Origin of the sequence: Paraburkholderia sp. GAS32, from assembly GCF_050434225.1 — a bacterium.
Classification (GTDB): Bacteria; Pseudomonadota; Gammaproteobacteria; order Burkholderiales; family Burkholderiaceae; genus Paraburkholderia; species Paraburkholderia madseniana.
This window is the reverse complement of the sequence record NZ_JBNPVS010000010.1, coordinates 71,951-93,731: the sequence shown is the minus strand read 5'-3', so window position 1 is coordinate 93,731 and position 21,781 is coordinate 71,951. Positions and strand designations below refer to the sequence as shown.

Genomic DNA, 21,781 nt, shown 5'->3' with positions numbered 1-21,781 from the left:
TCGGATTTAGGTGTCCGACTTTCGGATATGTACGCCCTCGGGCGTGACGGGGTGAAGCAAAATGCCCCAGCACCGTGGCCGTTTGCGCGGTGCTTGCGACGTAGAAAGGAATGATCGCGCGCCCCCCTTTGCGCAAGGGGCGTGGTGGCGGCGAGCCAATCATCATGGGACCGGGTTCGGCCAACTGCCGACAGTCAACCCCGTTCGCACGCGGCCATTCGATCGTCCGGTTGCAAGGTTACAGGAGTCTCACAGGCCAAGAGGGCGGAAAAACGCCCCCACGTCCTATTGAAATCAGAGACTTACAGAGAATTTGGAACAGGACGAGTGGGCGATATGAGCGCTACCGCACACTTCGGTGTTGTCTGATCTTTGCGCTCCTTTTCCATCGCCTACAGTGATTGCACGCGCTACACCCGCCAAGTTGATACACCAAAGACTTACGCGCTACTAAGCCAAGACACGCAATGTATCGAGCATGCCTGGCAGGCAATGTACGCATCTTCGGCCTGATGTCAACATGCGCTGTCACTAGGAACGTGCCACTCAACTAATAGGTGGGGCCGGTGAATCAACTTGATCGGGAATGTAGCCACCGATCAGTGGCATCTCAAGCGGAGGCACCATGGACCCTGCAAATGACACCCAAGTAATTGCTGCGGAAGCAGAAAAAACTTTTGGAAATATAATCGAGCGAATTGCCAAGGCGAATGAATCATCTTATAAAAATCTGCAAGAGCCGCAAGACAAGCGCCTATTCTTTCCAAATGGCATCGAGCTGCTTTACCTCAAATTCAAGGTTGGCGAACAAGTTGACATTACCATCGCTGTCGCTGGCAAAGACGCGCCCGTCAAGATTGGCACAACGTTCGCTGCCAATTTGAATTCAGACGGCGGATGGGTATCGTCGGGTTGAATTTTCAGATTCGTTTAACGACTCTGAGCATCATATTTTTTCAAAAGACAAATCAAGTTCATTTTAATCAAATATCAATATTGGAGGGCATTATGGCGGCCGACAATGCGATGTTAATAAAAAATCTATTTGCTGCAATGCAGGATGCCTTATTTCTAGGCGACCCCTTGCTGAAAGGGGAGTTCGTCTCTTTCATGGCACCAGGTCAATTTGTGGACACGAAGAGCGGCGAACAACCGGGAACCGACGCCATGGCAGTGCAGACAGAGATATGCAACGTGTTAATAGATACATCCTACGTTAATAATAGAAATAGCGTTGAATCTGGCACCAGCAAAGAGCTAGTAGGTAGTGTTAATCAGGTTTACCACGACGTACTTAACCATGCAGCGCTTCCACACCGAGACCTAGGAAGTGCGCAGAAAGAAATTGACGCGTTGACAACATGGTTAATGGCCAACAAACCAATTTACGATCAATACAGTGGATTCTATGACGACGCAACATCTGCATACGATACTGAACGAGCCAAGCAGAATCCAAACTCCGATAGGCTTCGAAGGCTGGCTGACGCCCGAAAGCGCGCCTATTCAGATTGGGAAACTCTTGGCAAGAAGAATTTGTACGAAGCCAAAAAAGCTCGAATCATTTATCTAAGCGCAGAGAGCCCCGAAACGCTTTGGGCAAACTTCATTACAAATATGGAGTCAAGTAGAGAACAGGCTCCGAACAAAGGCGAATACTTTAGCACATTTCTGTCGCCCCCCCTCTCACAATGGGATAAAGGTGAATGGGCATCCTTTCAGCAAACAATCTCTGAGCAGGACCAATATCAGTACTCGCATGAAACATCCTGGTCAGGCGGAGTTTCTGCGGGTTGGGGCTTGTGGAGCGTCGGCGGCGAGGCAAGCGGTTCAACTCAATATACACATCAAGACTCTGAGGAAACAAGCGTGACACTGAAATTCGACTACATGAGAGTACGCATTATTCGCCCATGGCTCGTGCCCGATGTCTTCGCATATCGCTTTTGGACGTGGCGGAAGGAGTATGGATTCCAGTTTCTCAGTGATGGTGGCAATCTCAACACCACCCCGCCGCAGCGCCCAGTAGGTCGCATGCCCGTGTTGCCGCAATATCTAATCGTGGTACGGAACGTAGAGTTGACATCAAATTTTTCAAAAAAGGTACAGGACGATTACGCGAGCCAAGTCAGTGGAGGGGTATCAGTCGGATATGGGCCATTTTCCGTATCAGGTCACTACTCTGAGTCTACGCAAACCCATTACTATCACGCAGATTTTGATGGATTCACCTTTAAAATTGCACAACCTCAGATCATTGCGCGCTCTGGAATTATGCTGCCTAAGTCGCCAGATCCAATCGAATCGCTGCCGTGGCAGGGCGATGAAGTATTTCCACCGAAGGCGTTTCCCAAGGCATTAAGGAAAATCAGAGATCAAGACTATAAGCGGATGCTCGCTTTTGAAGCTGCAGAGGAAATCATTATTAGCATAAACCGTCAATACCGTGAGGCCATTCGAGCCGCCAAACGGAACGCGCTGCCCCCCCAAGAGCCAAATGAAAGTTAAAAGCTCGATGAGCGCGAAAGCAATCGTCCTTTGTCTAGCAACCGCTCAAGTGATTTTGAGCGGTTGCGCATCCGACTATGCGCTGCTATATGTCAAGACTGTAAATAAGGATACCGGAGAGAATTTTTCCGCAAGAATTTATTCAGGCAATTCAGGTCAATATTTAATGGATTCTCCTAGTTACATTATTCTTCAAAAAAGACATTTTTCGTCGGATCCGAATATCACATTAATTGGTGAAGAAGATTGTTTTAAAACTGCATGGCAAATCATAACGGTGACCAATTGGACAGGAAGTATGGACGGGGTATTCCTACCGGAAAACAAAAATGAGGCTCTGCTCTTAGCTTCGCCGATCAGTCCTTGCACGGGCGAAAACTCACCGCCGTCGCAAAAAGGGCAAGAGTCGAAACGAACTCAGCAAGGCAACTGAGCGCACTACGTTTTGACCGCGCGCCTCCGCCGAGAGGTGCTTGCGCGGCATAAATCCAAATGAAGCGGTGGCACCGTGTCGAACCCTTTCTCGCGCTGGGGGGCTGTGAACGGGACGCCGTACGTCCCTTGCACGTGTAACGATCGCATCCAGATCTTGGCGAACGGCCAGTATGGCTGCTGATGCGACGCGAACGGCCGTTGTTCGTTGTGAAAGCGCCGTCAAGGTGTCGCTAAGGGAAAGGACCGTTTCGGGTCGAACTGAGCCGGACGTCATGCGGCCCAGTTCGGCCACCAAGGGACATTCGTCGGACCGGCTGCCGTGGCACTCAGGCGGCAGCTTCGCCTTGAGACCGGCCATTCATCGCACGACTCCGCCGTCGGCCCGCCCGCCCCGGACGTCGTTCGAATATCGACGATGGAAAGCCCGCCTAAGGTTGCGGACCAGACGCGCACTGATGAAGACCGGCGAACGTCTGCTTCATTTGGGTGGATGGATACTTTCGACGCGGAGCGGATTCTTCGAACAGTCGCCCGAAAAACCACCGCATTCCCTTTGCCCTTAGCCATCCATTCAATAAATGGCTGCGCGCGCCACTCGTCATGGTGGAATATTTCCAACCATGCTGGGGTGCCGGCCGAGGAACCGAAGGTTCCCGGCCGGCCGAGCATCACGTTATGCCTAAGTGGCAATTTGGATACATTGGTTCAACTCGCACCACATCTGCGTGCTCTCCAAGTCCGCATCCGAGTATCCGACGCGAAAAATCCCCTCCACGAAAGCCGCATCGATACTGCCGCCCCGCGTGCCCCACATTCGCCGAAGCGCAACGCTTATAACGGCCATAATGTCGTGGCCGTTTGCGACGAACTCTGGTCGCCCCAGATTTCCTGGCCACGAGAGGGCTTGCGCTGCTTCCCAATTGCTTTGATTCAACGGCGGTTTTCCGGGGTTCTTCCCGTTGACATGGCCAAGCAACGCCGGCACGTTTATAGAAAGAGTCTTGTCGCAAATAAATTTTTTGTGTTCAATCTCTTTAAAACTGATTTCCAGTCCATCCGTTTCGCAGTAAATCCGTAGCTTTCCGAGTTGCACGGCGACCGAGTATATCTCCCCCCGAATCTTAATTATGTCAGGATGACCGTTGCCATCGATCGGTATTTTGTTTATTGACGCATACTCGGAAATTACACGACCGAGTGCCGACGAACTGAACATCATATTCTCGATGTCTCGCAAGTCAGTAAGAACGAGTTTTTCGCTGTTGACCTGACAACCACGATGATCACGATAATCTCGATCCACCAACCCCATCACGATCGCATCCGACTTCTCTTTGGAATGCTCCAAAATAATATCCCGTACACCTTCCCATCCGTAACCCACGACAATCTTTACGGGCCGATTGAAATTTCGGGATCGCAGTAAAATTTCATCAGAAAAACCTTCAACCGCGAGCCACGGACGGGCGTCTCTCGACATGACAATTTCCGTGACGATTTCCGCCGGAGTCGATTGTATGCTGGTCATTTTTCCAAAATCCCTTCCTCAAGAGGTACAGCAAGGTCTCTATGGCTCCCAATGATCTGTGGGGAGTGGGTAGCGACCAGAAAGCTACGGTCACCAAGGGAAGAAATCTTGTGAATGTCCGATATAAAACTTCGTTGCCAATCCACGTGCAATGATATTTCCGGCTCGTCAACAAGGAAGAAAGCGTTACGTTCAGCCCGAAAAATAAGCTCGTAGAAAAGGACAATTTGATGCTGTTCGCCCGAAGAAAGCTGACTCGGGGCGAGCTGGTATCCGGGGCGCCTCACGGACTCAATAGAGAATCCATGTTGTCTGCTAACCGTAAATTTTTTTGTTCTGAGTTTCGGCGCTACGATGTCCAAGAAAATCTGGATTTTTCCTTGCAAATCATCAAACACGCTCAATTTTTTATTCACATCACTTAAATACAACGAAAGGACCTTCTTTTCTGTTTCCTCCAGTTTTTTATCTGGCAGCGCGATGTTTTTTTGTTGATCAATCAGGCCGGCGCCTACGAGTTGCTGAATTTTTTGCTCTGTGTCAGCATACATCGATCGAATCTCTTCCTCTGTGTCGGATTTCTCATCCGGCAAAGAGAGTAGGCGCTCTGGGAATGAGCGATCATGCAACTGCGACACGGCAGCTTGCTCGGCCAATTTATTCGAAATTAAATCTTTTATTTCATTCGAATAAATTTGAATAACATCAGTGACACTTTGCTCATCAGACCGAGCGCGTCGCTGAGATGAGATATCGAAACTTAGAAGGCGCTGCGTCTTGATGAAATGAAGACTTATAGAGGAAATATATTTTTCCAGCCACTCGGGTTTTTTGTTTCCCGAAAAGTGTGGCATGCGATCCGCGAATCGATATATAACCTCTTGATAGTCATATCGTCTTCCCGTTTTTCTGTCGACCCACTCGCGCGGCGCGACTCGCGATAGCGTCGGGACGTATTCTTCTATTTCCGGGGGGGCAATGCGAATTGTCGAATAATCGCGGGAAATCGTGAAGGGATCGCACCCTTCGATATTTGTTGAAAATACTAGCGTTGGGATGAGTTTTTCCGGAGTTTCAGGATCCGGTGTTTGGTTTTTTTCCACTACAAGTACGGACCCGTCGTCCTTGAAAACCTCTATTTTTGTAAAATCCTCATCAACGAAAACATACGGGTCCCAAGAGAAAACAGCGGCTACCAACTTTAGTACAGTAGTCTTTCCGCAACCATTCGGGCCATGTATGAAGGTAATCCCGTCAGGATGAAGGGGGATCACATGATCCAGATAACCAAACAATCCGAATATTTTTATTTCCGCTATCTTTTGCGTCGCCATTGATGCCCCGTATGAAGTGTGTGGACGCCAGACTGTGGCCTGTGATGCCGGCGCAAGGTGCGGGCGATCCGGCTATTAGTATGAGATATCTTGTTTAAATTTTCCACATCGTCCGTCAAACGCTAGCGGCGCCCGCGACCTCGGTCGGACCTGCAGGTCCATATAACAGGTTACTTTGGCCTGCCCCGCCAACGCATTACAAATAGGTATGCGGGCGCAATGCCCGAAGCCGGGTAGAGCGGCAGCGTTTGCCAAGTACTCATGGGGCAACTCAACTGCGCCGGCGGCCCTTGTACCCCGGAAGCGGTCATTTCTGATGAAGGGCGCTGAGCGGCCAAGTCGGGTCGAACTGCGACCTTCGAACCGGCAACGCGCGAGGCCGGTCGGTGCGACGCTCATCGCTTGACGCTCGGCGAATGCTTGCGAAAACTCATCGCGCTAGGCGAGCCTCACCACCGATCATCTCAAGAGTCTCCCCGCCCCGCGCTTGCCGGCGGCGGCATATCAGCGATCGGACGCGCGTTCGCCCACGCCTCCACCTCGCTCACGAGCCAGCCGACCCTCCGGGCGGAAAGCACTCGCGGCCTTGGGAAGCTTCCCTCGCACACAAGCCTCTGCACGCCCCTGGTCGACAAGGAAACTGCCGCCGCAACGCCATCGATATCCAAGAAAAATTTCGTCATCTCAAAAGTGCTTTTGCGCGGGAGTGCCTGTTTTCAGCATGATCAAGTGCGACGAATTCCGCATAGGTGTTCACACTCCTTCACCGCGGCTGCGCGCCGCGTGTCGATGAAGTTTGCAAGATCCTGGATGTGCACGCCTTTCGCGGTCTTTTGTGATGACGGCTCCATACGGATGAGCGGCAAAGCAATGTCGCCGGCCGAAATCTTGCGCATTAGATTGTGTAACTGCAACGGTGCAAAAAAATCACGGCATACGATGTCAATCGGGATAATGACTTGAGCGTCGTATCGCGCCATCAATAAGAAAACCGTATTCATTGGTGAAATTCCAGTCCTTCGGCGGTCCAGGAATTACTTCCGAGCAACGCCGTGTTTCATGAGCGCCGCTCGACACCCGCACTCAACCCGCGTTATCACACCCGAGATCATTCAGGACCGACACCGCGAGGTTGACCCCGAGTTGAGCGAGTTCGGCGACGTTGATATCGCCCAGCTCTGCAATCCCAAGAAGCAGATTTTTTGCGGCGCTGTGTGCCGAAACCGCACGCGTAAAGCAGTCAACTGCACCAATCACGTCATTCGCGCTGGCGTGATCACGGCAATCAGCGAGCCCGTCGCCGGCAGCACGGCTACCAATCCGCGCAAGGTCAGCAACGTCATCGTTCGCAGTAACGATTAGCTCGATTTGAGAGAACAGAATCGATAGCACGTCTAAGCCAACCATGGCCGATTGCAACGTGCTGTCTGCCCCAAGCAAGACAAGCGCGACGATTGATGTTTGATTGCGAACTGACGTGACGTTCATGATGCGGCTCCTATTGCGGGTTAGACCCGCGCCCCGTCGCCAAACGGGGTGGGCGGGCAGTAAGCGGGGTTGGCGAACCAGGGCAATAGGACCCGGCAGACTCGAAAGTCTCCCCGCCCCTGCCCACCCATAGGCGTGCAAAGGCAACAGACATAAAAATGCCGCGAGGCGGCCGTCTGCCAATTGCATGTCAGGTCGCCAAACCCGAATCGCTTTTGTTTCAGCGACGACGAACGATACCGCCTTCTAGGGCCATTTTCAAGTACTTGATTTAATTGCACATAATCTGCTTCCCTCGAAGATTATCTACAATTCTGCAAGCGATTTTCGCGTCATCGTCTGCGTTTCGAGCAGAGTCGAAAACCAGTCGCAATCAGCCTGCATATCGGCCAATGTGGCGTTATTGCAGGCGGCTGGGAGCGGCCACGAACACACTGCCGCGCGCCTCGGCAGCCAGCATAGCCTGCAGTTCGTCGCGGGAAGCCCTCGCCACCTGCATCGCGTAGTGGACGGCTGGGTTGCGGCAGAACACCCGCAACTGCAGCAGCGGCCCGACTCTCTCGGCTGTGGGCTCGGACTCGACACCAGCCTCGACCAACTGAACAAGCGTGGCCGTCGGCATAAAGTCTTTCGCGCGGGCCGGGTCCGCCCCCAGGATCGCCAGGCGGGTTTCGAGCGTTATGATCGGGCTCGCCTTATTCGACAGGTTATCGAAAATAGCCACCCACGCGAACAGAAACTCGACCAACTCGATGCGGCGCGCAGTGGCGGCAAGTTCCGCCTCGGCATCGCCCGCATCGCGGACGCGGTCCTCCTCGGCGAGTGCGTCGGTAAGGTCGGCAAAGCACTTCTGCGATAGCTGGCGAATGCACTCCACCTGCTCGTCGGTCGTTGCCATCGGCATTTTTTGGTCTGTCATAACACTGATTCTCGTTAGTTGATCGCGGCCCGGGGAAGTCCGATCTGCGGCGCAGCGGTTAGAACGGAATCGAATCGTCCATTTCTTCGAGGCGCGGAAGCTTCGCGGGAACGAGCTTTAGGGGCTGCGGCGCGACCTTCTTAGAGAGTGCGTGTGCGGACGCGCAAAACGGCACTTCGGATGCCTGCGCATACCGCTCAGTGACGCCACTCAGATACGAGCGGGCCAGTGCAGCCAGGCCGCGATGATACTTGTGCTGCATCCACGGCGCGCGGGTGAACGCGCGGTAGCGCGGGCAGGCGTGGTCAACCTTCGACAGGCCGTGCTTCGCCTTCCAGACCTTCGAGAATTCGATTGCGACGTCGTGCCATTCCTTCGCGTATTTGTCGTGTTCGTGAGCGGCGACCACAAAGTTCAAAATCGCGGCTTCGAGCGTGCGGCCCGGAACATGCTCATCGAACAACCCGCCCGGCTCGCCCAGCGGGCTGAGCGCATAGTGCGCGTTCGCCGCCAGAATGCGCTCATACTTCGCGGCCATTTCCACATTAACAATGGCGAAGTCCTCTTCGTCCATGCAGTCGCGATAGAGGCCGTACGGCGTGCCGCTCACGTTCTCATACTCGCGCTCCTCCGCAAGAAACGGACGGCCGACATGATCGCGGTAAAACGCCATCGCGTTCGGCATGAACTCGGCGGGGATGGTTTCCTTTGCAACGCTTTCAATGAGCGCCATGTCGGTCGTCACAACGCACAAGTCCTCGCCTGCATAGGCAAGCGTCTTGCCTTCGGCCAGCAAGCGCGGCGCGTCCTTCTCGTTCGTGAGGAGTGCGGCAGCGCCAATGCCAAGGCCACCAATCTCCACGATGCGCTTATACAGCTTCGAGCGTCCAACAGTCTTGAACGAATGAAGTTCGTAATGCATGACCGGGATAGATGCCGGGTCGAACAACGGCAGCGCGGCCTTCTTTGCACGGGCCTTCTTTGCCGGGGCCTTCTTCGCGCCGGCCGTCTTCGTTGCGTTTGCCGCTTTGGTAGTCTTAGCCATGGTCAATACCTTTAAAATTTTAGTAGTGCGAATTGTATTTGTGTTGCAACCAGGCTGGGGAGACCTTCGGTTATTTCTGCTTCGATTCCGTCTGAGCGACTTCCGGCTTGACGCCGTGCTTCTCTAGCACGTGAGCAACGCCGTCGCGGATAAGCTCTGCCGCCGACGTTTCGAGATTGACGGCCAAAATGCGAAGGCTCGTGTGTGTCGCCTTATCCAAGCGAACCATAATCGGCTTTACCATATCGATACCCCCATGTGTGTGTATGTGTGCACGTATGCACGTTGAGGCGAATAGTAGTGGAGATTCAACAATCGATATCGCTATATCACTATTGAATTTTCCAATCACTTTTGAGTCTGCATGACGCGCAGAATCTTTTTAAGCAGAATCCATTTTGGTACATGGCTGGGGAGCCGTTGCTAACGCTTAGCGCACGTCTTCAATGCGGTAGGCGGCGTCGCGCACGCCGCACTGCTGCGTGGCCCGCTCCATCTTTTTGCGGTAAGCCTCGGCGTGCTCAGCGTTCTCTGCCTTCGGCCACTTCGGTTTGTATTCGCCGCTCGCGACGAGGCGGTGATAGCCCGGGGAAATCAGGCGCAGCAGTTCCGTGAACTTCGAGACGTAGAAGAGGCACGTATAGTCCTTGCTGCGGCCCACGCGCTCGTCATAGCCGTAGCGCATGCCTTCCGTCGTGAAGCGCCAGGAATGCTTCAGAACGTTCTTATGCTTCGTGCTCGGACGCGAGAAGTGGTACACGATGCCAGCCTCTTCGAGCAGCTTGAAAAAGCGCGGCACCGGCAGGCAGCGGCCAGCACTCTTCAGCAGGTGCGTCGCAGAGCCCTCGTCGGAATACGTGTCATCGGTCGGGGCCGGAAGCATGTCAGTCGGCAGACCGTGCGAGCGAATTAGCTTATGGACGCCGTTGCGGTGCTCAGCTTGCGTCAAGCCGTAGGACTTCGAGCCAGCCAACAGGTCAAGCACGATGATTGCCTTCGACACGCGGGCCATCGTCTTGTCTTCGATTACCTGGGGCTCGGGCGTCGGCGCGGGGCGCTCTGCGTTGAGCTTCGCAATCGCGGCCTCTTTGAACGTTTGCAGCACGTGAGCGTAGAACTTCGCGCTAATCCATGCGGCGTACGCAATCACAAGGTTCTCGTGGCCGTACGTGCCGCCGTTGCGGCCTTCCGTCGAAACTACACAGATATGTGCAGTTTGCTCCTCCAACTCAGCAATCAGCTTCTGCGTGTTTTTCAAGCGCAGGAAGTGGTTAGGGCTATCGCCAGCCGCGCCGCCCGCTGCCTCATGAAAGTCATTGAAGGAATAGCGGCCATCCTCGTCGCGGCGAATCGAAACGCCGTTAAGGCACAGCGCCGCCATAAAGTCATTCGACGTGCCGACGCGCGCCAAGGTGTTGCCAGTCATACAAATCCTTAAAAGGTCAGGTCAAAAAAATCTTTGCCGTGGCCGTATTAAGAATTTCCTCGTTGGTCCGCTCGCGGGATGCGGCGGTGACTGCACTGTAACGCGATATCGGGCGCTCTCGCAAGCCCAAAAACGCCGAAAACCCAAGCCAGATGCATCTTTCAGCGATTCGCACTACGTCATAAATGATGGCTCAACAAAGGAATCTGGTAGGAATATGAGCAAGTACTCGCGTTTCCATTTTTCTCGTTTCCGTTGCGTGCTTGGTCGTCGGGCCAGCACAATCACGCCGTCACACCTTGCAAATTCAAAGACCCGGAACCCCTAGCGGAGAACCCGGCCTCTTCTTTTTGTCCGCCGATCTTAGTTCTACCAATCGCGCAGAAAAGAGATCGACGTATGAGTCAGAATATTTCCGACTGCCCGCCTGCAGCGCCGTCGCGATACTTCACGTCACCGGCCTCAAGCAACTCGGCGAGCGCCTCCTGAACCTCGTCTGACGCCCACAATGAGGCGAACATGCTCGGCACGTACTTGACCAAAACGGGGTCGCCAGTGGGGAGCGCGCTACCCTCGTTCACGATTCCGAGCGCCTCGCCGCGCACGGTTGCCGCGCGGTAGCTTTTCATTGGGCGGCCCGGCTTGGACGATTCGCGCCACCTGGTCTCGGTCATTGCAGCCGCCGCCAAAACCTTATTTGCCGCAACGGCGGAAAGTGCGATGCCGTTGGCGTTCAAAACTTCGGTCAAGCTAACCGGCGCTTCGTTCGTGTTCATGTTTTCTTCCGTAAGGTCAGGGCCTCGTATGAGGCGATTTAAGAGGCTCGCGGACCTTCGCCGATGAAGCGCACCGGCGAGAGGTCATTAGGCCGTTGCGAGCGATTCTGACGAGCGCGGGCCGTAGCCGAGCGTCTGGCGCATCTTTGCGAACTCTGTAGAGCGGGCCGCAGCGCGCTCCTCGTCGCTCATGACGGGCCCTGCGGGTTCGGTCGATACCTCGGCGGCCACAATCTCGGCGACGGCTTCAGCGGGCTCCCGTGCGACCTCCTCAACTGCGCCCATGTCGATTACGTCGCCAGCGGCGGGAGCATCGCCGGGCGTGCCGTGCTTCTCGTGCATGCGGGCAACGAATTCGGCGGCGGCAGCATCGTTCTTCATTGCAGTGACTTCCGCCTTGCTCAAGGGCAGACCATCGCGCCCAATCGGCCAGCCGCCTTTCGTGTAGCCAGCGATATTGCCGACGCCATCGGATTCGGGCTGTTCGCCGAACTTCGCGGCTAGGCGCGCACCAAGCCCGGCGTTAGCAGCCGTCACCAGGGCGGACTTGCTCATGCCGACGGTCGAAACGGGCGGCGCGCTCGCGTTCGCCATGAAGCGGTCGATCTGGTCTGCATTGCGCAGAATCAGTTCAAGGCCGTCGTACTTCTCACCGCGCTCGTTCTGGCCCATGTTGTGTGGCGTCAGCGAGCAGCCCTGGATGGCGCGGCAAAGATCGCGCGGCGCATAGCCCCACTCCATCGCTTTGCGGATAGCGCGGCGGCGCTTGTCGTCCAGCTTGGCGCGCGGCTTACTCATCCTTTCCTGCCAGTAGCTGAAAATCTCACCAATGATTTCCGCCTGAGTCTTCACGCCGGTCTGCTGCTCGCCGGGGTTATGGTCTTCAGCAAACAGGCCGGACTGGATTGCATCGTCGTCGCTCGCCGCTTGCGGCGCTACGCAGTCGTCCACTGCCTCAGACGCTTCGCCCTGCAGGCCGGAAGTGGTCTCTGAAGTAGTCTCTTGGATAGTCTCTGTCTTATCTAGAGTCGATGGCAATTTGCCATCGTCAGACGGTTGCAAATTGCCATCGTCAGACTCTTGCAACTTGCCACGCACGTCGGCGGATTTTTGCGTCTTCGATGATTGCAATTTGCAATCGACGGAAGCCACCGATGATTGCAGGCTGCCACATTCGAGAGCGGCGAGGGTTTCGGAGTTGATGCGGTAGTAAGGCGTCCTGTCAAAGCGATTACCGCTAAGGCACTCAGCAACCAGCAGACCGCGCTCTTTCAGGTTCGCAATTGTGCGGCGTACCGTATCCGTGGACCAGAACGGGAATTGCGCCTTCCATTGCTCCAGCGAGTTATAGACCCAGCGGTGGCCGTCAGCGGTCGTAGTGCTGCGCTGAAGCCAGTAGTGAACTTGCTGCAACACAATGGCCTCGTTGAGCCCGATCTTGCACGCGAGCGACGGCAGCACCATCAGCGGATACTCTTCAATAAGGAGCTTGCTCATGCTGCACCGCCTGCGTATGCGCGGCTGATAGCCGTCACGGCGTCGTCAAGGGACTCGAATGAGCCGAGCTTCGCGGGCTTGCCTTCAGCGCCGACGTATGACGCCTTGAACGCGCCTGACTTCGTGCAGAACATGACGCCGGGAACGCCGAGCTTGAACGTGCGGAATGCTGCGGACTGGCGAGCGTGATTCGCCGCCGAAAGAACTGTGGGGGACTGCTGTGTAGACATGGCACTTCCTATGGCTGGAAGCACCGAATTGGAGAAGCGTGAACGACGCTAATTCTGCTTGCCACGAATACGGCGAGCGGTTAACATATTCCTGTCCGTGAACTCCTCAGAACACAGACTTTTGCTTTCCCCTTCGGTGCATTCGAAGGTTCCGAAAAAGGCTCGCCGGCAAGCGGGCCTTTTTCATTGGGTGACCGGAATATAGCGCGCGCCCCTCTTCTACAGCAAGCGCAGATTTCCCGCTCATCCCTGCACCGCAAGGCTTTGCGGTCTGCGCATCACTCAGAATCACACCAGAAATCCTTGTTGAACAAGGATATTCTTTTCACGCAGAATTATCTTTATTCGATTATCTGCCGTGTCTCGCATACATTTATTACTTCTTAGTCGCATATCGAGGTGTACGAAAACGTGCTTCACATTTCGTCCAGTTGTCGTTAAAGCAGAATCTGCGTAATCTGCAATCCGTAGCGCTGTCCCAGGAGGGTTCCTGAGCAGCGCTTTTTTCGTTAACGAATTGGACGGACATGACTGCATTTTTCTTCGATATGTCAGCGATCACCGGCAACACGCACCGCTCACCCAGGACGGGCCGCGCAGCCGAGCGGTACTCTCACGTATGCCTGCGCGCGCTCGACGCTCGCAACGAGGCTGCTATGCAGTCCATCGGCGGCGGCAGCGCACCAGCACCAGTCCGCGCGCCGCGCAAAAGCCCCGGCACCGCCAGGGCAAAGAAAGCCGACAGCGGCGGGGAAAGCGACGGCGATTCCGAGCGCCTGCAATCGATTGTCGGGGTGACAACGCAAGGCGAACGCATCGCGCGGGCAGACAGCCCTGGGCGCAAAAAATCCGCCGCGCTGGTTGTCCCCAAGTTGTACAGGATCAGCGATGTCATGGAGCAACTCTCCGTGAGTCGGGCGACCCTGTATCGCTTGGTCTCCACTGGCAAGCTTCGCCTAGTGAAGGTCGGCTCAGCGAGCCGCATCACCGCCGAGAGCATCGACGCCCTCGTGGCCGGAAACGCCTAACGGGCGCCTATCCTGTTCGGATACTTCTGGTCCGTAGCTGGGATACTAACGACGGTCGCTCCGCGCTCAGTTCCCCCCGCCTCGATCTCTCCTCCATCATCAACACGCGCAGCTTTTCTACGTCACGCCCGACTGGCTCCCCACGCCCACCCTCCAGCGGGGCTGCGAGACTGCCCAGTAGGCTCTCACCTCGTCGACTCGCACGGCAGGCGCACGACCCCCGGCACGAGCTACTGCATCTCCTGCTGCGGATAGCGACGGTACCTCTCGTATTAATCGGCCGGTTTTTGAATACATCGGCGCGACGATAGGAGCACGCGTCGGCGCATGCTATCTTATTGCAACAATGTCGCGTCAATCCCACGCCGGTAACAAGAAATGGTTGAATCTCTCTTTCGAGCGTCTTGCTATTTTTTTCCTGCCTTTCCGTTGTTGACCCGGCTTGTGCTTTGTCTACGATGGCGCAAGCAGATGTCTACGGAACTCTCAGAAGCTGCCCAAGAGCGAGATGTTAGCCGAACATTTATATTTTCATTGGCTGGCTTTAGTTTCACAGCCGTTGCGGGACTGGCGGTGCTCGACAGCGAAGTTCGTGTCAGCTTGCAACTTCCAACGTGGTATGTACTCGCTAGCTTTGTAGCATTCGTTAGCTCGGTTAACGTCCAGTCGTACAAGGTAACCCGGTGGCAGAACCAATTGGCGACCGCTTTGCTTGAAGTGGGGACGTTTTCTTTAATGCTCGCGCTTGTCGATCTCCTCTTCACGGCGAAGTTCGCTGAAGTGTTTCAATGGGTCGCGATGGCGGTTACTCTTGGAGCATGGGGCGTAGACCACGTCTTAAGAATCAAATTCGATAGTGACCATTTGGCCGATCTATAAGGAAATTTGAGAAAACCGTAAAAGGAGCATCCATGGCCGCGCGAAAACCAGCCGCCAAGAAAGCTGCGGCCAAAAGGCAGCTTTCCAAGAAAGGACCCGCTAGAAAGCTCGCAGGGAAGAAGTTACGGAGCGACACTGATACAGGCGTTGGCACATTTCTTTTCTGCATCATTCATAAGCGACGGTATCCACGGGGTGAGTCATGCCCTAAGTGTCCCTGAATAACCAGGCGCCTAGGATACTTTCCCTATTCGGGAATAGTCGTCCAGCGCCCCACTGCATTGAGAGGCTAGCTGCGCAGTCGCTAACCACTGATCTCTGCGCAACTGATAGTTCGAGTGTCCAACGGTTTATCAATCTGGCCAACAGAAAATGGCTGACGCCAGCAGTCCGAAGGCAGGTAAAGTCCGAGTGGACTGCAACGTGACAAGAGTTCGGACACCTCCGGAAGTTAACAATTTGCCTAGCCGAGTATGCTGTGGTTTCAACGGCGGCACACTGCACTCTGCTCCCAGAACCATGGCTCTCCTACCAGCTCAAAGATGGGTAGCTAAATGGGTAGCTAGATCAAAATTAACCGCCACTAGAAGCCCAAACCCCATATTACAAAAGCAAGAGAATTTCTCGTGAAGATAGCCACCTGGAACGTCAACTCCCTCAAAGTCCGCCTGCAGCACGTCACCGACTGGCTCGAAACCAGTCACGCGGACGTGCTGTGCCTTCAGGAATTGAAGCTGACCGACGACAAATTCCCTCGCGCCGAACTCGAAGCAAAAGGTTACCGGAGCTGGTTCGCGGGCCAGAAGACCTATAACGGCGTCGGCATCCTCGTGCGCGAAGGCCTGAACGTCGACGAAAGCAGCATCGTGCGCAATATCCCCGGCTTCGAGGACCCGCAGCAACGCGTGATCGCCGCGACCGTCGAGGGCGTGCGCATCATCTCCGCATACTTCCCGAACGGCCAGGCGCCGGGCACCGACAAATTCGCCTACAAGCTGAGCTGGCTCTCCGCCCTGCACGACTGGATCGCGAGCGAAATGGCGGTGTATCCGAAACTCGCGCTGCTCGGCGACTACAACATCGCGCCGGAAGATCGCGACGTGCACGATCCGAAAGCATGGGAAGGCCAGAATCTGGTGTCGCCCGAAGAGCGCGCCGAGTTCGTGCGGCTGGTCGAACTTGGTCTCATCGATGCGTTCCGTCAGTTCGAGCAGCCGGAGAAAATCTATTCGTGGTGGGACTACCGGATGATGGCGTTCCGCCGTAACGCGGGGATGCGTATCGACCATATTCTGCTGTCGAAAGCGCTTGCAGAAGCGTGCTCGGCCTGCGATGTCGACAAGGTGCCGCGCAAATGGGAGCAACCGTCGGACCACGCGCCGGTGGTCGCCCAGATCGACTGAACGCGCGGCCCCAAGCGGGGCCTCAGCAAGATCAGAGCGGAGCGGCAGCCGGCCTCTGTTTCAAAAGCCTACGCCGGCCCGTTCAAACAGCGCCACAAGAACTCGAACACCATCGCATCATGCCCGGCCTGCTCCAGCTCATCGGAGCCGCCGTGGCCCCCTTCCGTGTTCTCCCGATACCAGACCTTCACTGCGCCCAGCGCCTGCATGCGCGCGGCCATCTTGCGCGCGTGTCCGGGGTGCACACGATCGTCAGCAGTCGACGTGGTGAACAGCACCGGCGGATACGCCACGTCCGCACTCACGCGATGATAGGGCGAGTAAGCCGCCAGCACGCGTGCTGCGTCGGGTTCGTCCGGATCGCCGTATTCATCGATCCATGACGCGCCCGCGTGCAGCAGGTGATAGCGGCTCATGTCGAGCAGCGGCACCTCGCACACCACGGCGCCGAATAATTCGGGTCGCTGCACCATGCTCGCCGCGACCAGCAGGCCGCCGTTGCTGCCCCCCTGAATGCCGAGTTGCGCGGCGCTGGTCACGCCTGTGCTGATGAGCGCCTCGGCCACCGCGATGAAATCGTCGAACGAGCGCTGCCGATGCTCGCCCTGCGCCGCCGTATGCCACTGCGTACCGAACTCGCCGCCACCGCGAATATGCGCCACGACGTACACGCCACCCCGCTCGAGCCAGCCGATGCCCGGCCCGGTCAGATAACCTGGCAGCAACGGAATCGCGAAGCCGCCGTAACCGTTGAGCAAGCAGGGGCGCGCTTGCTCCTGCGCTTGCTCGTCCGTTTGCTCATGCGTCCGCTCGTACACTTGATCGCGCGTCTGCTGCGCGGTCTGCGTCGTCTGCTCTTGCGCAGTTTGTTGCGCAACCCGCGGTCCGATCACGGTGTACGGCACCCGCGTGCCGTCCGCGGACACCGCGTGCCCACGCGTCACCGCGAACGGCGCCGCATCGAACTGAGTCGGCCAGCGGTCGAGCAACGTCCAATCGGTCAGGTCATTCTGGGCAAGATCGGTGAGCCAGTACGCAGGCGGTTGCAAATAGTCGTCGGTATCGACAAACACTTCATCGTTCAGCGTCGGCTCGATCGGTGAGACGTCGGCTTGCACATCGTCACGCGACGGAAAGAGGCGTTGATGCCATTGCCAGGCTTGATCGGCCGCTTGCGACGGGGTCCACAGCAAGGTCTTGCTCTGCACATCTTCCAGGTACGACACGATCAGGTGATTGCGCGTGTGTGTCCACTCGCAGGCGGAGGTTTGCGATGTCGGTGTGAAAAGCGGCACCACGTCACGCTCGCCACGCAAGAATGCGGCTTCGCGGATCGCCAGTAACGCGCCGCCCGGATAGCGCACGCCATTGCAGTCCCAATCGAGGCGCGGCTCGAGCAGCAGCCAGCCTTGCCAGCCGCCGACCGCGACGTGCGACGGCACGTCGTACTGCAGCCAAGCGCTCGCGCTATTGGTAACGCTGCCTGCATTAACCGCATTAGCGGGATTGCGCTCATTGGCCGCGTGGGTCACACCGGCGGCATGGGTCGCGTCCGCAGCGCCATCGGTGCCATCGAGGTGGTACGTATACGAATCGAAGAAATCGACGCTGCTCACCACCGTGTGGCGCCGCTCGATCGGATCGTAGTGAGCCTCCACACCGATGTCGCCAAACGCCCCTTTGAAGACCACCGGCGCGTCGGTCAGTGCGCTCCCTCGCGTCCAACGCCGCACTTCGCGCGGATAGCCAGAGCGCGTCAGCGTCTTGCGGCCGTTGTCCCAGCCGACATAAAGCGTGTCCCGATCGATCCACGAGGCCGTGTGCTTGCCGGCCTTCGCAATCACGAAGCCGTCGTCGACAAACCGTCGCGCGTCAATGTCGAACTCGCGTACCACCAGCGCATCCGAGCCTCCCGGCGACAGCGTGACCAGCGCGCGATCGCCATCCGGATAAAGAATGTCGAGTTCGGCGCAGACCCATGGCGTGCCTTCGGCTGCACCAAGCGCGTCGAAGTCGAGCAGGTTCTGCCAGACGGGTGCGCCACTGCGCCAGGCCGCCCACGTCGTGCGCCGCCAGATGCCTTTGGGATTGCGCTCGTCCTGCCACAGATCGTAGGCCCACTCCTTCCAGCGATCGGGGACGACCGGACGCTCGCGCGGCAGATAAGCGTCGGCAAGCCGCTGTTTGAGCGACTCGAATTCCGCGCTGCTGCACCACGCGGCACGCGTGCGGGCGTTCTGCGATTCGACCCACGCGAGCGCGTCAGGGTCGTCGAGCGCTTCGAGCGACAGAAAGGGATCGGAAGAAAGCGGCCAGGAGAAAAGAGCGGGAGAAGCGGGCATCGTCGGCTGTCGAATGAAAACAGCGTCGATTATGCCTTGCGGGAGCCGGAGAGCCTTTGACGCTGCGCGCCGGAGCGGCTGACGGTACAGCCGACGAAGCTGTCCATGCGGCGGTGCCTGCGGGATTGCCCAGGAGCCGACCTAACGGGGCAGCCTAAGTAACAACTGCCGGGGCGGCTGACAAACCGCCCCGGCTAACCGCGCAAACCTCAGGGCTCGAGATTGAGTTCCTGAATCTTGCGCGTAATCGTATTGCGGCCAATGCCGAGCCGCTCCGCCGCCTCTACCTTGCGTCCGCGCGTGAAATCCAGCGCCTCGCGAATCACCGCCGCTTCGAAGCGGCGCGCGAGTTCATCCATGACGTCGGCCGCATTCTCGCGCAACATCCGCGCGACTTCGGTGCGCAAGCCGCCTTCCCAAGCGGCGACGGTGGTCGCGACAGGCATGCCGGCAGCGCTGGCCGGATGAGTGGCCGCGCTGATGCCGTTGATCGGCGCGCCGCCGGCGAGCCCTGCTTCACCCGCACCGATCACGCCGTTGCCACCGCCCGCGAGATCGGCCACGCCGACTTGCGTGGGGCCCAGATCGGGCGGCAAGTCCTTGATCTCGATGGTCTGCGCCGGCGCCATCACCGTGAGCCAGTTGGCAAGATTCTCCAGTTGACGCACGTTGCCCGGAAACGGCAGCGATGCCAGATAAGCGAGCGCCTCTTCCGACACACGCTTAGGCTCCACGCCCAGATCGCGCGCACTCTTTTGCAGGAAGTGGCGCGTAAGCAGCGGAATATCTTCGCTACGCTCGCGCAAGGCCGGCAAACGCAAGCGGATCACATTGAGCCGGTGATACAAATCCTCGCGGAACAAGCCCTGACGCACGCGCGATTCGAGGTTCTGATGCGTCGCGGCGATCACGCGCACATTGGCGCGCAACGGATTGTGACCACCGACGCGATAGAACTGCCCGTCCGACAGCACCCGCAACAGGCGCGTCTGCAGATCGAACGGCATGTCGCCGATTTCATCGAGAAACAGCGTGCCGTTCTCGGCCTGCTCGAAGCGCCCCTGGCGCATGGCCTGCGCGCCGGTAAATGCTCCGCGCTCATGACCGAACAATTCGGATTCCAACAGATCCTTCGGAATTGCCGCCGTGTTAAGCGCGATGAAGGGACCGTTCGCGCGTGGGCTATGTCGGTGCAACGCACGCGCGACCAGTTCCTTTCCGGTGCCTGATTCGCCGGTAATGAGCACGGTGGCCGCGGAATGCGACAGCCGGCCGATCGCGCGAAACATGTCCTGCATCGCCGGCGCCTGGCCGAGCATTTCCGGTGCATCGGCAACGCGGTCGTCCCACGTCTGTTCGCCGCGCATGCTTTCGTCCACCGCGCGACGGATCAGCTCGACTGCCTTGTCGACGTCGAACGGTTTGGCGAGGTATTCGAATGCCCCGCCCTGGAATGCGGCGACCGCACTGTCCAGGTCCGAGAACGCCGTCATGATGATGACGGGCAGGCCCGGCACCTTGTCGCGGACGGTTTGCAGCAATTCGAGGCCGGAGCCGCCAGGCATCCTGATGTCGGACACCAGCACCTGCGGGCTGTCGTGATCGAGCGCGGCCGATGCCTCGCGCACGTTCGCGAAGCTGCGTGTCGCGAAGTTTTCGCGGGCGAGCGCTTTTTCAAGCACCCAGCGAATCGATTGATCGTCGTCTACTATCCAGATCGGCTTCATATAGGTCGTTCAGAAGTCTTGAGATACATATGTTTAGCAGTCGAGCGGCAGCAGAATCTGAAACTCGGTGTGGCCCGGCCGGCTTTCCACTTCGATCAGCCCGTCGTGCTGTTGCACGAAAGTCTGTGCGAGCGTCAGGCCGAGACCGCTGCCGTCCTCGCGCCCCGACACGAGCGGATAGAAAATGCGGTCACGGATTTCTTCGGGAATGCCTGGCCCGTTGTCAGTGATATGCAAGTCCAGTGCCAGCTTACATAAACGTTTCGACACGGTGATCTTGCGCGCAATGCGAGTGCGCAATTCGATGCGCGCATCGCCTTGCGAGATGCGTTCGCGCAAGGCTTCGGCAGCGTTGCGCACGATGTTCAGCAACGCCTGGATCAGTTGCTCCTTGTCGCCGCGCAGGTCCGGCACGCTCACGTCGTAATCGCGCTCGATCGTGAGACCGCGCGGAAACTCCGCGAGAATCACCTGGCGCACGCGCTCGCACACTTCATGAATATTCACGTCGCCGACGATATGCGGATGACGGTGTGGCTCCAGCAGGCGATCGACCAGCGTTTGCAGCCGGTCCGATTCCTTGATGATGACCTGCGTGTACTCGCGCAACTCGTCGCGCTGACGCTCGCCGAGTTCGAATTCGAGCAGTTGCGCCGCGCCGCGAATCCCGCCGAGCGGGTTCTTGATCTCGTGCGCGAGATTGCGGATCAGTTGTTTGTTGACCGCCGTGAGGTCGTTGATGCGTTCCTCGCGGTCGGTGCGGATATGCCGCTCGTTCTCGAACAGTTCGAGCAGCACGTAGTCTTGCACGCTCTCCAGAAAGCCGACGATCGCATGCACATGCAGCGGCTCGTGGCCCGGACGCTCGAGTACGGCGTCCAGATGCGTCGCGTGAAAACGGTGGGCGGCGATCGCCGAAATGGTGGCGAGCAGTTCGTCCGCATTCGAGAAGATGTCCGGCCACGCCATCTGCGTCAATTGCTTGCGCGAGAGCTCCAGCATCGACTCCGCCGACGGGTTCGCAAACACCACGCGCAACGTGCGTTTCTCCAGCACCAGCACGACCGTCGGCAATGCCTCGAAGCCCGGCAGCAAACCGGAACCCACAAGCTGAGCGTCGTCCGACAGCGTCTGCTCGTGCCCTTTCCTTGCCTTCATCAGATTCTTCAGAACCATCTTGCAGTCTGGCCGATAGGAGATGGTGATCAATCAGGTG

General features: G+C 57.2%; 21 protein-coding genes. 6 read left to right on the top strand and 15 right to left on the bottom strand.

Annotation, left to right across the window (positions count from 1 at the left end):
- Positions 1 to 625 precede the first annotated feature (625 nt).
- The 3 genes from P3T25_RS14735 to P3T25_RS14725 all read left to right on the top strand — a co-directional run bounded on the left by P3T25_RS14735 (position 626) and on the right by P3T25_RS14725 (position 2,941).
- Positions 626 to 916 (top strand): hypothetical protein, encoded by a 291-nt coding sequence (locus P3T25_RS14735; protein WP_429358294.1) that lies wholly within the window; start codon positions 626 to 628, stop codon positions 914 to 916.
- 92 nt (positions 917 to 1,008) lie between these two features.
- Positions 1,009 to 2,508, top strand: a complete 1,500-nt coding sequence (locus tag P3T25_RS14730) for a hypothetical protein (protein WP_429358293.1) — start codon at positions 1,009 to 1,011, stop codon at positions 2,506 to 2,508.
- Positions 2,498 to 2,941, top strand: coding sequence for a hypothetical protein (locus P3T25_RS14725; RefSeq protein ID WP_429358292.1), 444 nt, complete (start codon positions 2,498 to 2,500; stop codon positions 2,939 to 2,941). The genes P3T25_RS14730 and P3T25_RS14725 overlap by 11 nt, the downstream gene beginning before the upstream one ends.
- A 681-nt stretch (positions 2,942 to 3,622) precedes the next feature.
- Here P3T25_RS14725 and P3T25_RS14720 read toward each other — a convergent pair.
- The 12 genes from P3T25_RS14720 to P3T25_RS14665 form a co-directional block, all read right to left on the bottom strand.
- Positions 3,623 to 4,471 (bottom strand): DUF4435 domain-containing protein, encoded by an 849-nt coding sequence (locus tag P3T25_RS14720; protein WP_429358291.1) that lies wholly within the window; start codon positions 4,469 to 4,471, stop codon positions 3,623 to 3,625.
- Positions 4,468 to 5,805 (bottom strand): AAA family ATPase, encoded by a 1,338-nt coding sequence (locus P3T25_RS14715; protein WP_429358290.1) that lies wholly within the window; start codon positions 5,803 to 5,805, stop codon positions 4,468 to 4,470. Before P3T25_RS14715 ends, P3T25_RS14720 begins: the two co-directional genes overlap by 4 nt.
- A gap of 464 nt (positions 5,806 to 6,269) precedes the next feature.
- Positions 6,270 to 6,488, bottom strand: coding sequence for a helix-turn-helix transcriptional regulator (locus tag P3T25_RS14710; RefSeq protein WP_429358289.1), 219 nt, complete (start codon positions 6,486 to 6,488; stop codon positions 6,270 to 6,272).
- A 42-nt stretch (positions 6,489 to 6,530) separates the two neighbouring features.
- Positions 6,531 to 6,806, bottom strand: coding sequence for a pyocin activator PrtN family protein (locus P3T25_RS14705; RefSeq protein WP_429358288.1), 276 nt, complete (start codon positions 6,804 to 6,806; stop codon positions 6,531 to 6,533).
- Between the two features lie 82 nt (positions 6,807 to 6,888).
- Entirely contained in the window at positions 6,889 to 7,293 is a 405-nt protein-coding gene (locus P3T25_RS14700; protein WP_429358287.1) for a hypothetical protein, read from the bottom strand.
- A 400-nt stretch (positions 7,294 to 7,693) separates the two neighbouring features.
- The gene (locus P3T25_RS14695; RefSeq protein ID WP_429358286.1) at positions 7,694 to 8,212 is read right to left on the bottom strand and encodes a hypothetical protein; all 519 of its coding nucleotides are present in this window, start codon (positions 8,210 to 8,212) and stop codon (positions 7,694 to 7,696) included.
- A 58-nt stretch (positions 8,213 to 8,270) separates the two neighbouring features.
- Positions 8,271 to 9,257 carry a hypothetical protein gene (locus P3T25_RS14690; RefSeq protein WP_429358285.1) on the bottom strand — a complete coding sequence of 329 codons (987 nt, stop codon included), beginning with the start codon at positions 9,255 to 9,257 and terminating at the stop codon, positions 8,271 to 8,273.
- A 70-nt stretch (positions 9,258 to 9,327) separates the two neighbouring features.
- Positions 9,328 to 9,501, bottom strand: a complete 174-nt coding sequence (locus P3T25_RS14685) for a hypothetical protein (RefSeq protein ID WP_429358284.1) — start codon at positions 9,499 to 9,501, stop codon at positions 9,328 to 9,330.
- A 186-nt stretch (positions 9,502 to 9,687) separates the two neighbouring features.
- Complete coding sequence (locus tag P3T25_RS14680) at positions 9,688 to 10,683, bottom strand: KilA-N domain-containing protein (protein WP_429358283.1); 996 nt, start codon at positions 10,681 to 10,683, stop codon at positions 9,688 to 9,690.
- Positions 10,684 to 11,087: 404 nt separating this feature from the next.
- Positions 11,088 to 11,459 (bottom strand): hypothetical protein, encoded by a 372-nt coding sequence (locus tag P3T25_RS14675; RefSeq protein ID WP_429358282.1) that lies wholly within the window; start codon positions 11,457 to 11,459, stop codon positions 11,088 to 11,090.
- A gap of 87 nt (positions 11,460 to 11,546) precedes the next feature.
- Positions 11,547 to 12,956 carry a hypothetical protein gene (locus tag P3T25_RS14670; protein ID WP_429358281.1) on the bottom strand — a complete coding sequence of 470 codons (1,410 nt, stop codon included), beginning with the start codon at positions 12,954 to 12,956 and terminating at the stop codon, positions 11,547 to 11,549.
- Positions 12,953 to 13,186: a hypothetical protein gene (locus P3T25_RS14665; protein ID WP_429358280.1), complete on the bottom strand. Its 234-nt coding sequence runs from the start codon at positions 13,184 to 13,186 to the stop codon at positions 12,953 to 12,955. The genes P3T25_RS14670 and P3T25_RS14665 overlap by 4 nt, the downstream gene beginning before the upstream one ends.
- A 527-nt stretch (positions 13,187 to 13,713) precedes the next feature.
- Here P3T25_RS14665 and P3T25_RS14660 point away from each other — a divergent pair.
- The 3 genes from P3T25_RS14660 (at position 13,714) to xth (ending at position 16,496) form a co-directional block, all read left to right on the top strand.
- Positions 13,714 to 14,214: a helix-turn-helix domain-containing protein gene (locus tag P3T25_RS14660; protein ID WP_429358279.1), complete on the top strand. Its 501-nt coding sequence runs from the start codon at positions 13,714 to 13,716 to the stop codon at positions 14,212 to 14,214.
- Positions 14,215 to 14,685: 471 nt separating this feature from the next.
- Complete coding sequence (locus P3T25_RS14655; RefSeq protein ID WP_429358278.1) at positions 14,686 to 15,093, top strand: hypothetical protein; 408 nt, start codon at positions 14,686 to 14,688, stop codon at positions 15,091 to 15,093.
- Positions 15,094 to 15,719: 626 nt separating this feature from the next.
- A complete protein-coding gene (gene xth, locus P3T25_RS14650) occupies positions 15,720 to 16,496 on the top strand; it encodes an exodeoxyribonuclease III (protein ID WP_154566143.1) in 777 nt (258 codons plus the stop codon).
- A 68-nt stretch (positions 16,497 to 16,564) separates the two neighbouring features.
- Here xth and P3T25_RS14645 read toward each other — a convergent pair whose 3' ends face one another.
- The 3 genes from P3T25_RS14645 to glnL all read right to left on the bottom strand — a co-directional run bounded on the left by P3T25_RS14645 (position 16,565) and on the right by glnL (position 21,741).
- On the bottom strand, positions 16,565 to 18,838 hold the full coding sequence (locus P3T25_RS14645; RefSeq protein ID WP_429358277.1) for a prolyl oligopeptidase family serine peptidase: 2,274 nt from the start codon (positions 18,836 to 18,838) through the stop codon (positions 16,565 to 16,567).
- 209 nt (positions 18,839 to 19,047) lie between these two features.
- Positions 19,048 to 20,565 (bottom strand): nitrogen regulation protein NR(I), encoded by a 1,518-nt coding sequence (gene ntrC / locus P3T25_RS14640; RefSeq protein WP_154566141.1) that lies wholly within the window; start codon positions 20,563 to 20,565, stop codon positions 19,048 to 19,050.
- A gap of 33 nt (positions 20,566 to 20,598) precedes the next feature.
- Positions 20,599 to 21,741 (bottom strand): nitrogen regulation protein NR(II), encoded by a 1,143-nt coding sequence (glnL, locus tag P3T25_RS14635; RefSeq protein ID WP_154566140.1) that lies wholly within the window; start codon positions 21,739 to 21,741, stop codon positions 20,599 to 20,601.
- Between the last annotated feature and the right edge of the window lie 40 nt (positions 21,742 to 21,781).

What these genes read in the sequence shown, in the direction of transcription:
- P3T25_RS14735 (WP_429358294.1), top strand. Translation starts at nt 626, where the DNA reads ATGGACCCTGCAAATGACACCCAAGTAATTGCTGCGGAAGCAGAAAAA.
- P3T25_RS14730 (WP_429358293.1), top strand. Translation starts at nt 1,009, where the DNA reads ATGGCGGCCGACAATGCGATGTTAATAAAAAATCTATTTGCTGCAATG.
- P3T25_RS14725 (WP_429358292.1), top strand. Translation starts at nt 2,498, where the DNA reads ATGAAAGTTAAAAGCTCGATGAGCGCGAAAGCAATCGTCCTTTGTCTA.
- P3T25_RS14720 (WP_429358291.1), bottom strand. Translation starts at nt 4,471, where the DNA reads ATGACCAGCATACAATCGACTCCGGCGGAAATCGTCACGGAAATTGTC.
- P3T25_RS14715 (WP_429358290.1), bottom strand. Translation starts at nt 5,805, where the DNA reads ATGGCGACGCAAAAGATAGCGGAAATAAAAATATTCGGATTGTTTGGT.
- P3T25_RS14710 (WP_429358289.1), bottom strand. Translation starts at nt 6,488, where the DNA reads ATGACGAAATTTTTCTTGGATATCGATGGCGTTGCGGCGGCAGTTTCC.
- P3T25_RS14705 (WP_429358288.1), bottom strand. Translation starts at nt 6,806, where the DNA reads ATGAATACGGTTTTCTTATTGATGGCGCGATACGACGCTCAAGTCATT.
- P3T25_RS14700 (WP_429358287.1), bottom strand. Translation starts at nt 7,293, where the DNA reads ATGAACGTCACGTCAGTTCGCAATCAAACATCAATCGTCGCGCTTGTC.
- P3T25_RS14695 (WP_429358286.1), bottom strand. Translation starts at nt 8,212, where the DNA reads ATGACAGACCAAAAAATGCCGATGGCAACGACCGACGAGCAGGTGGAG.
- P3T25_RS14690 (WP_429358285.1), bottom strand. Translation starts at nt 9,257, where the DNA reads ATGGCTAAGACTACCAAAGCGGCAAACGCAACGAAGACGGCCGGCGCG.
- P3T25_RS14685 (WP_429358284.1), bottom strand. Translation starts at nt 9,501, where the DNA reads ATGGTAAAGCCGATTATGGTTCGCTTGGATAAGGCGACACACACGAGC.
- P3T25_RS14680 (WP_429358283.1), bottom strand. Translation starts at nt 10,683, where the DNA reads ATGACTGGCAACACCTTGGCGCGCGTCGGCACGTCGAATGACTTTATG.
- P3T25_RS14675 (WP_429358282.1), bottom strand. Translation starts at nt 11,459, where the DNA reads ATGAACACGAACGAAGCGCCGGTTAGCTTGACCGAAGTTTTGAACGCC.
- P3T25_RS14670 (WP_429358281.1), bottom strand. Translation starts at nt 12,956, where the DNA reads ATGAGCAAGCTCCTTATTGAAGAGTATCCGCTGATGGTGCTGCCGTCG.
- P3T25_RS14665 (WP_429358280.1), bottom strand. Translation starts at nt 13,186, where the DNA reads ATGTCTACACAGCAGTCCCCCACAGTTCTTTCGGCGGCGAATCACGCT.
- P3T25_RS14660 (WP_429358279.1), top strand. Translation starts at nt 13,714, where the DNA reads ATGACTGCATTTTTCTTCGATATGTCAGCGATCACCGGCAACACGCAC.
- P3T25_RS14655 (WP_429358278.1), top strand. Translation starts at nt 14,686, where the DNA reads ATGTCTACGGAACTCTCAGAAGCTGCCCAAGAGCGAGATGTTAGCCGA.
- P3T25_RS14645 (WP_429358277.1), bottom strand. Translation starts at nt 18,838, where the DNA reads ATGCCCGCTTCTCCCGCTCTTTTCTCCTGGCCGCTTTCTTCCGATCCC.
- ntrC (WP_154566141.1), bottom strand. Translation starts at nt 20,565, where the DNA reads ATGAAGCCGATCTGGATAGTAGACGACGATCAATCGATTCGCTGGGTG.
- glnL (WP_154566140.1), bottom strand. Translation starts at nt 21,741, where the DNA reads ATGGTTCTGAAGAATCTGATGAAGGCAAGGAAAGGGCACGAGCAGACG.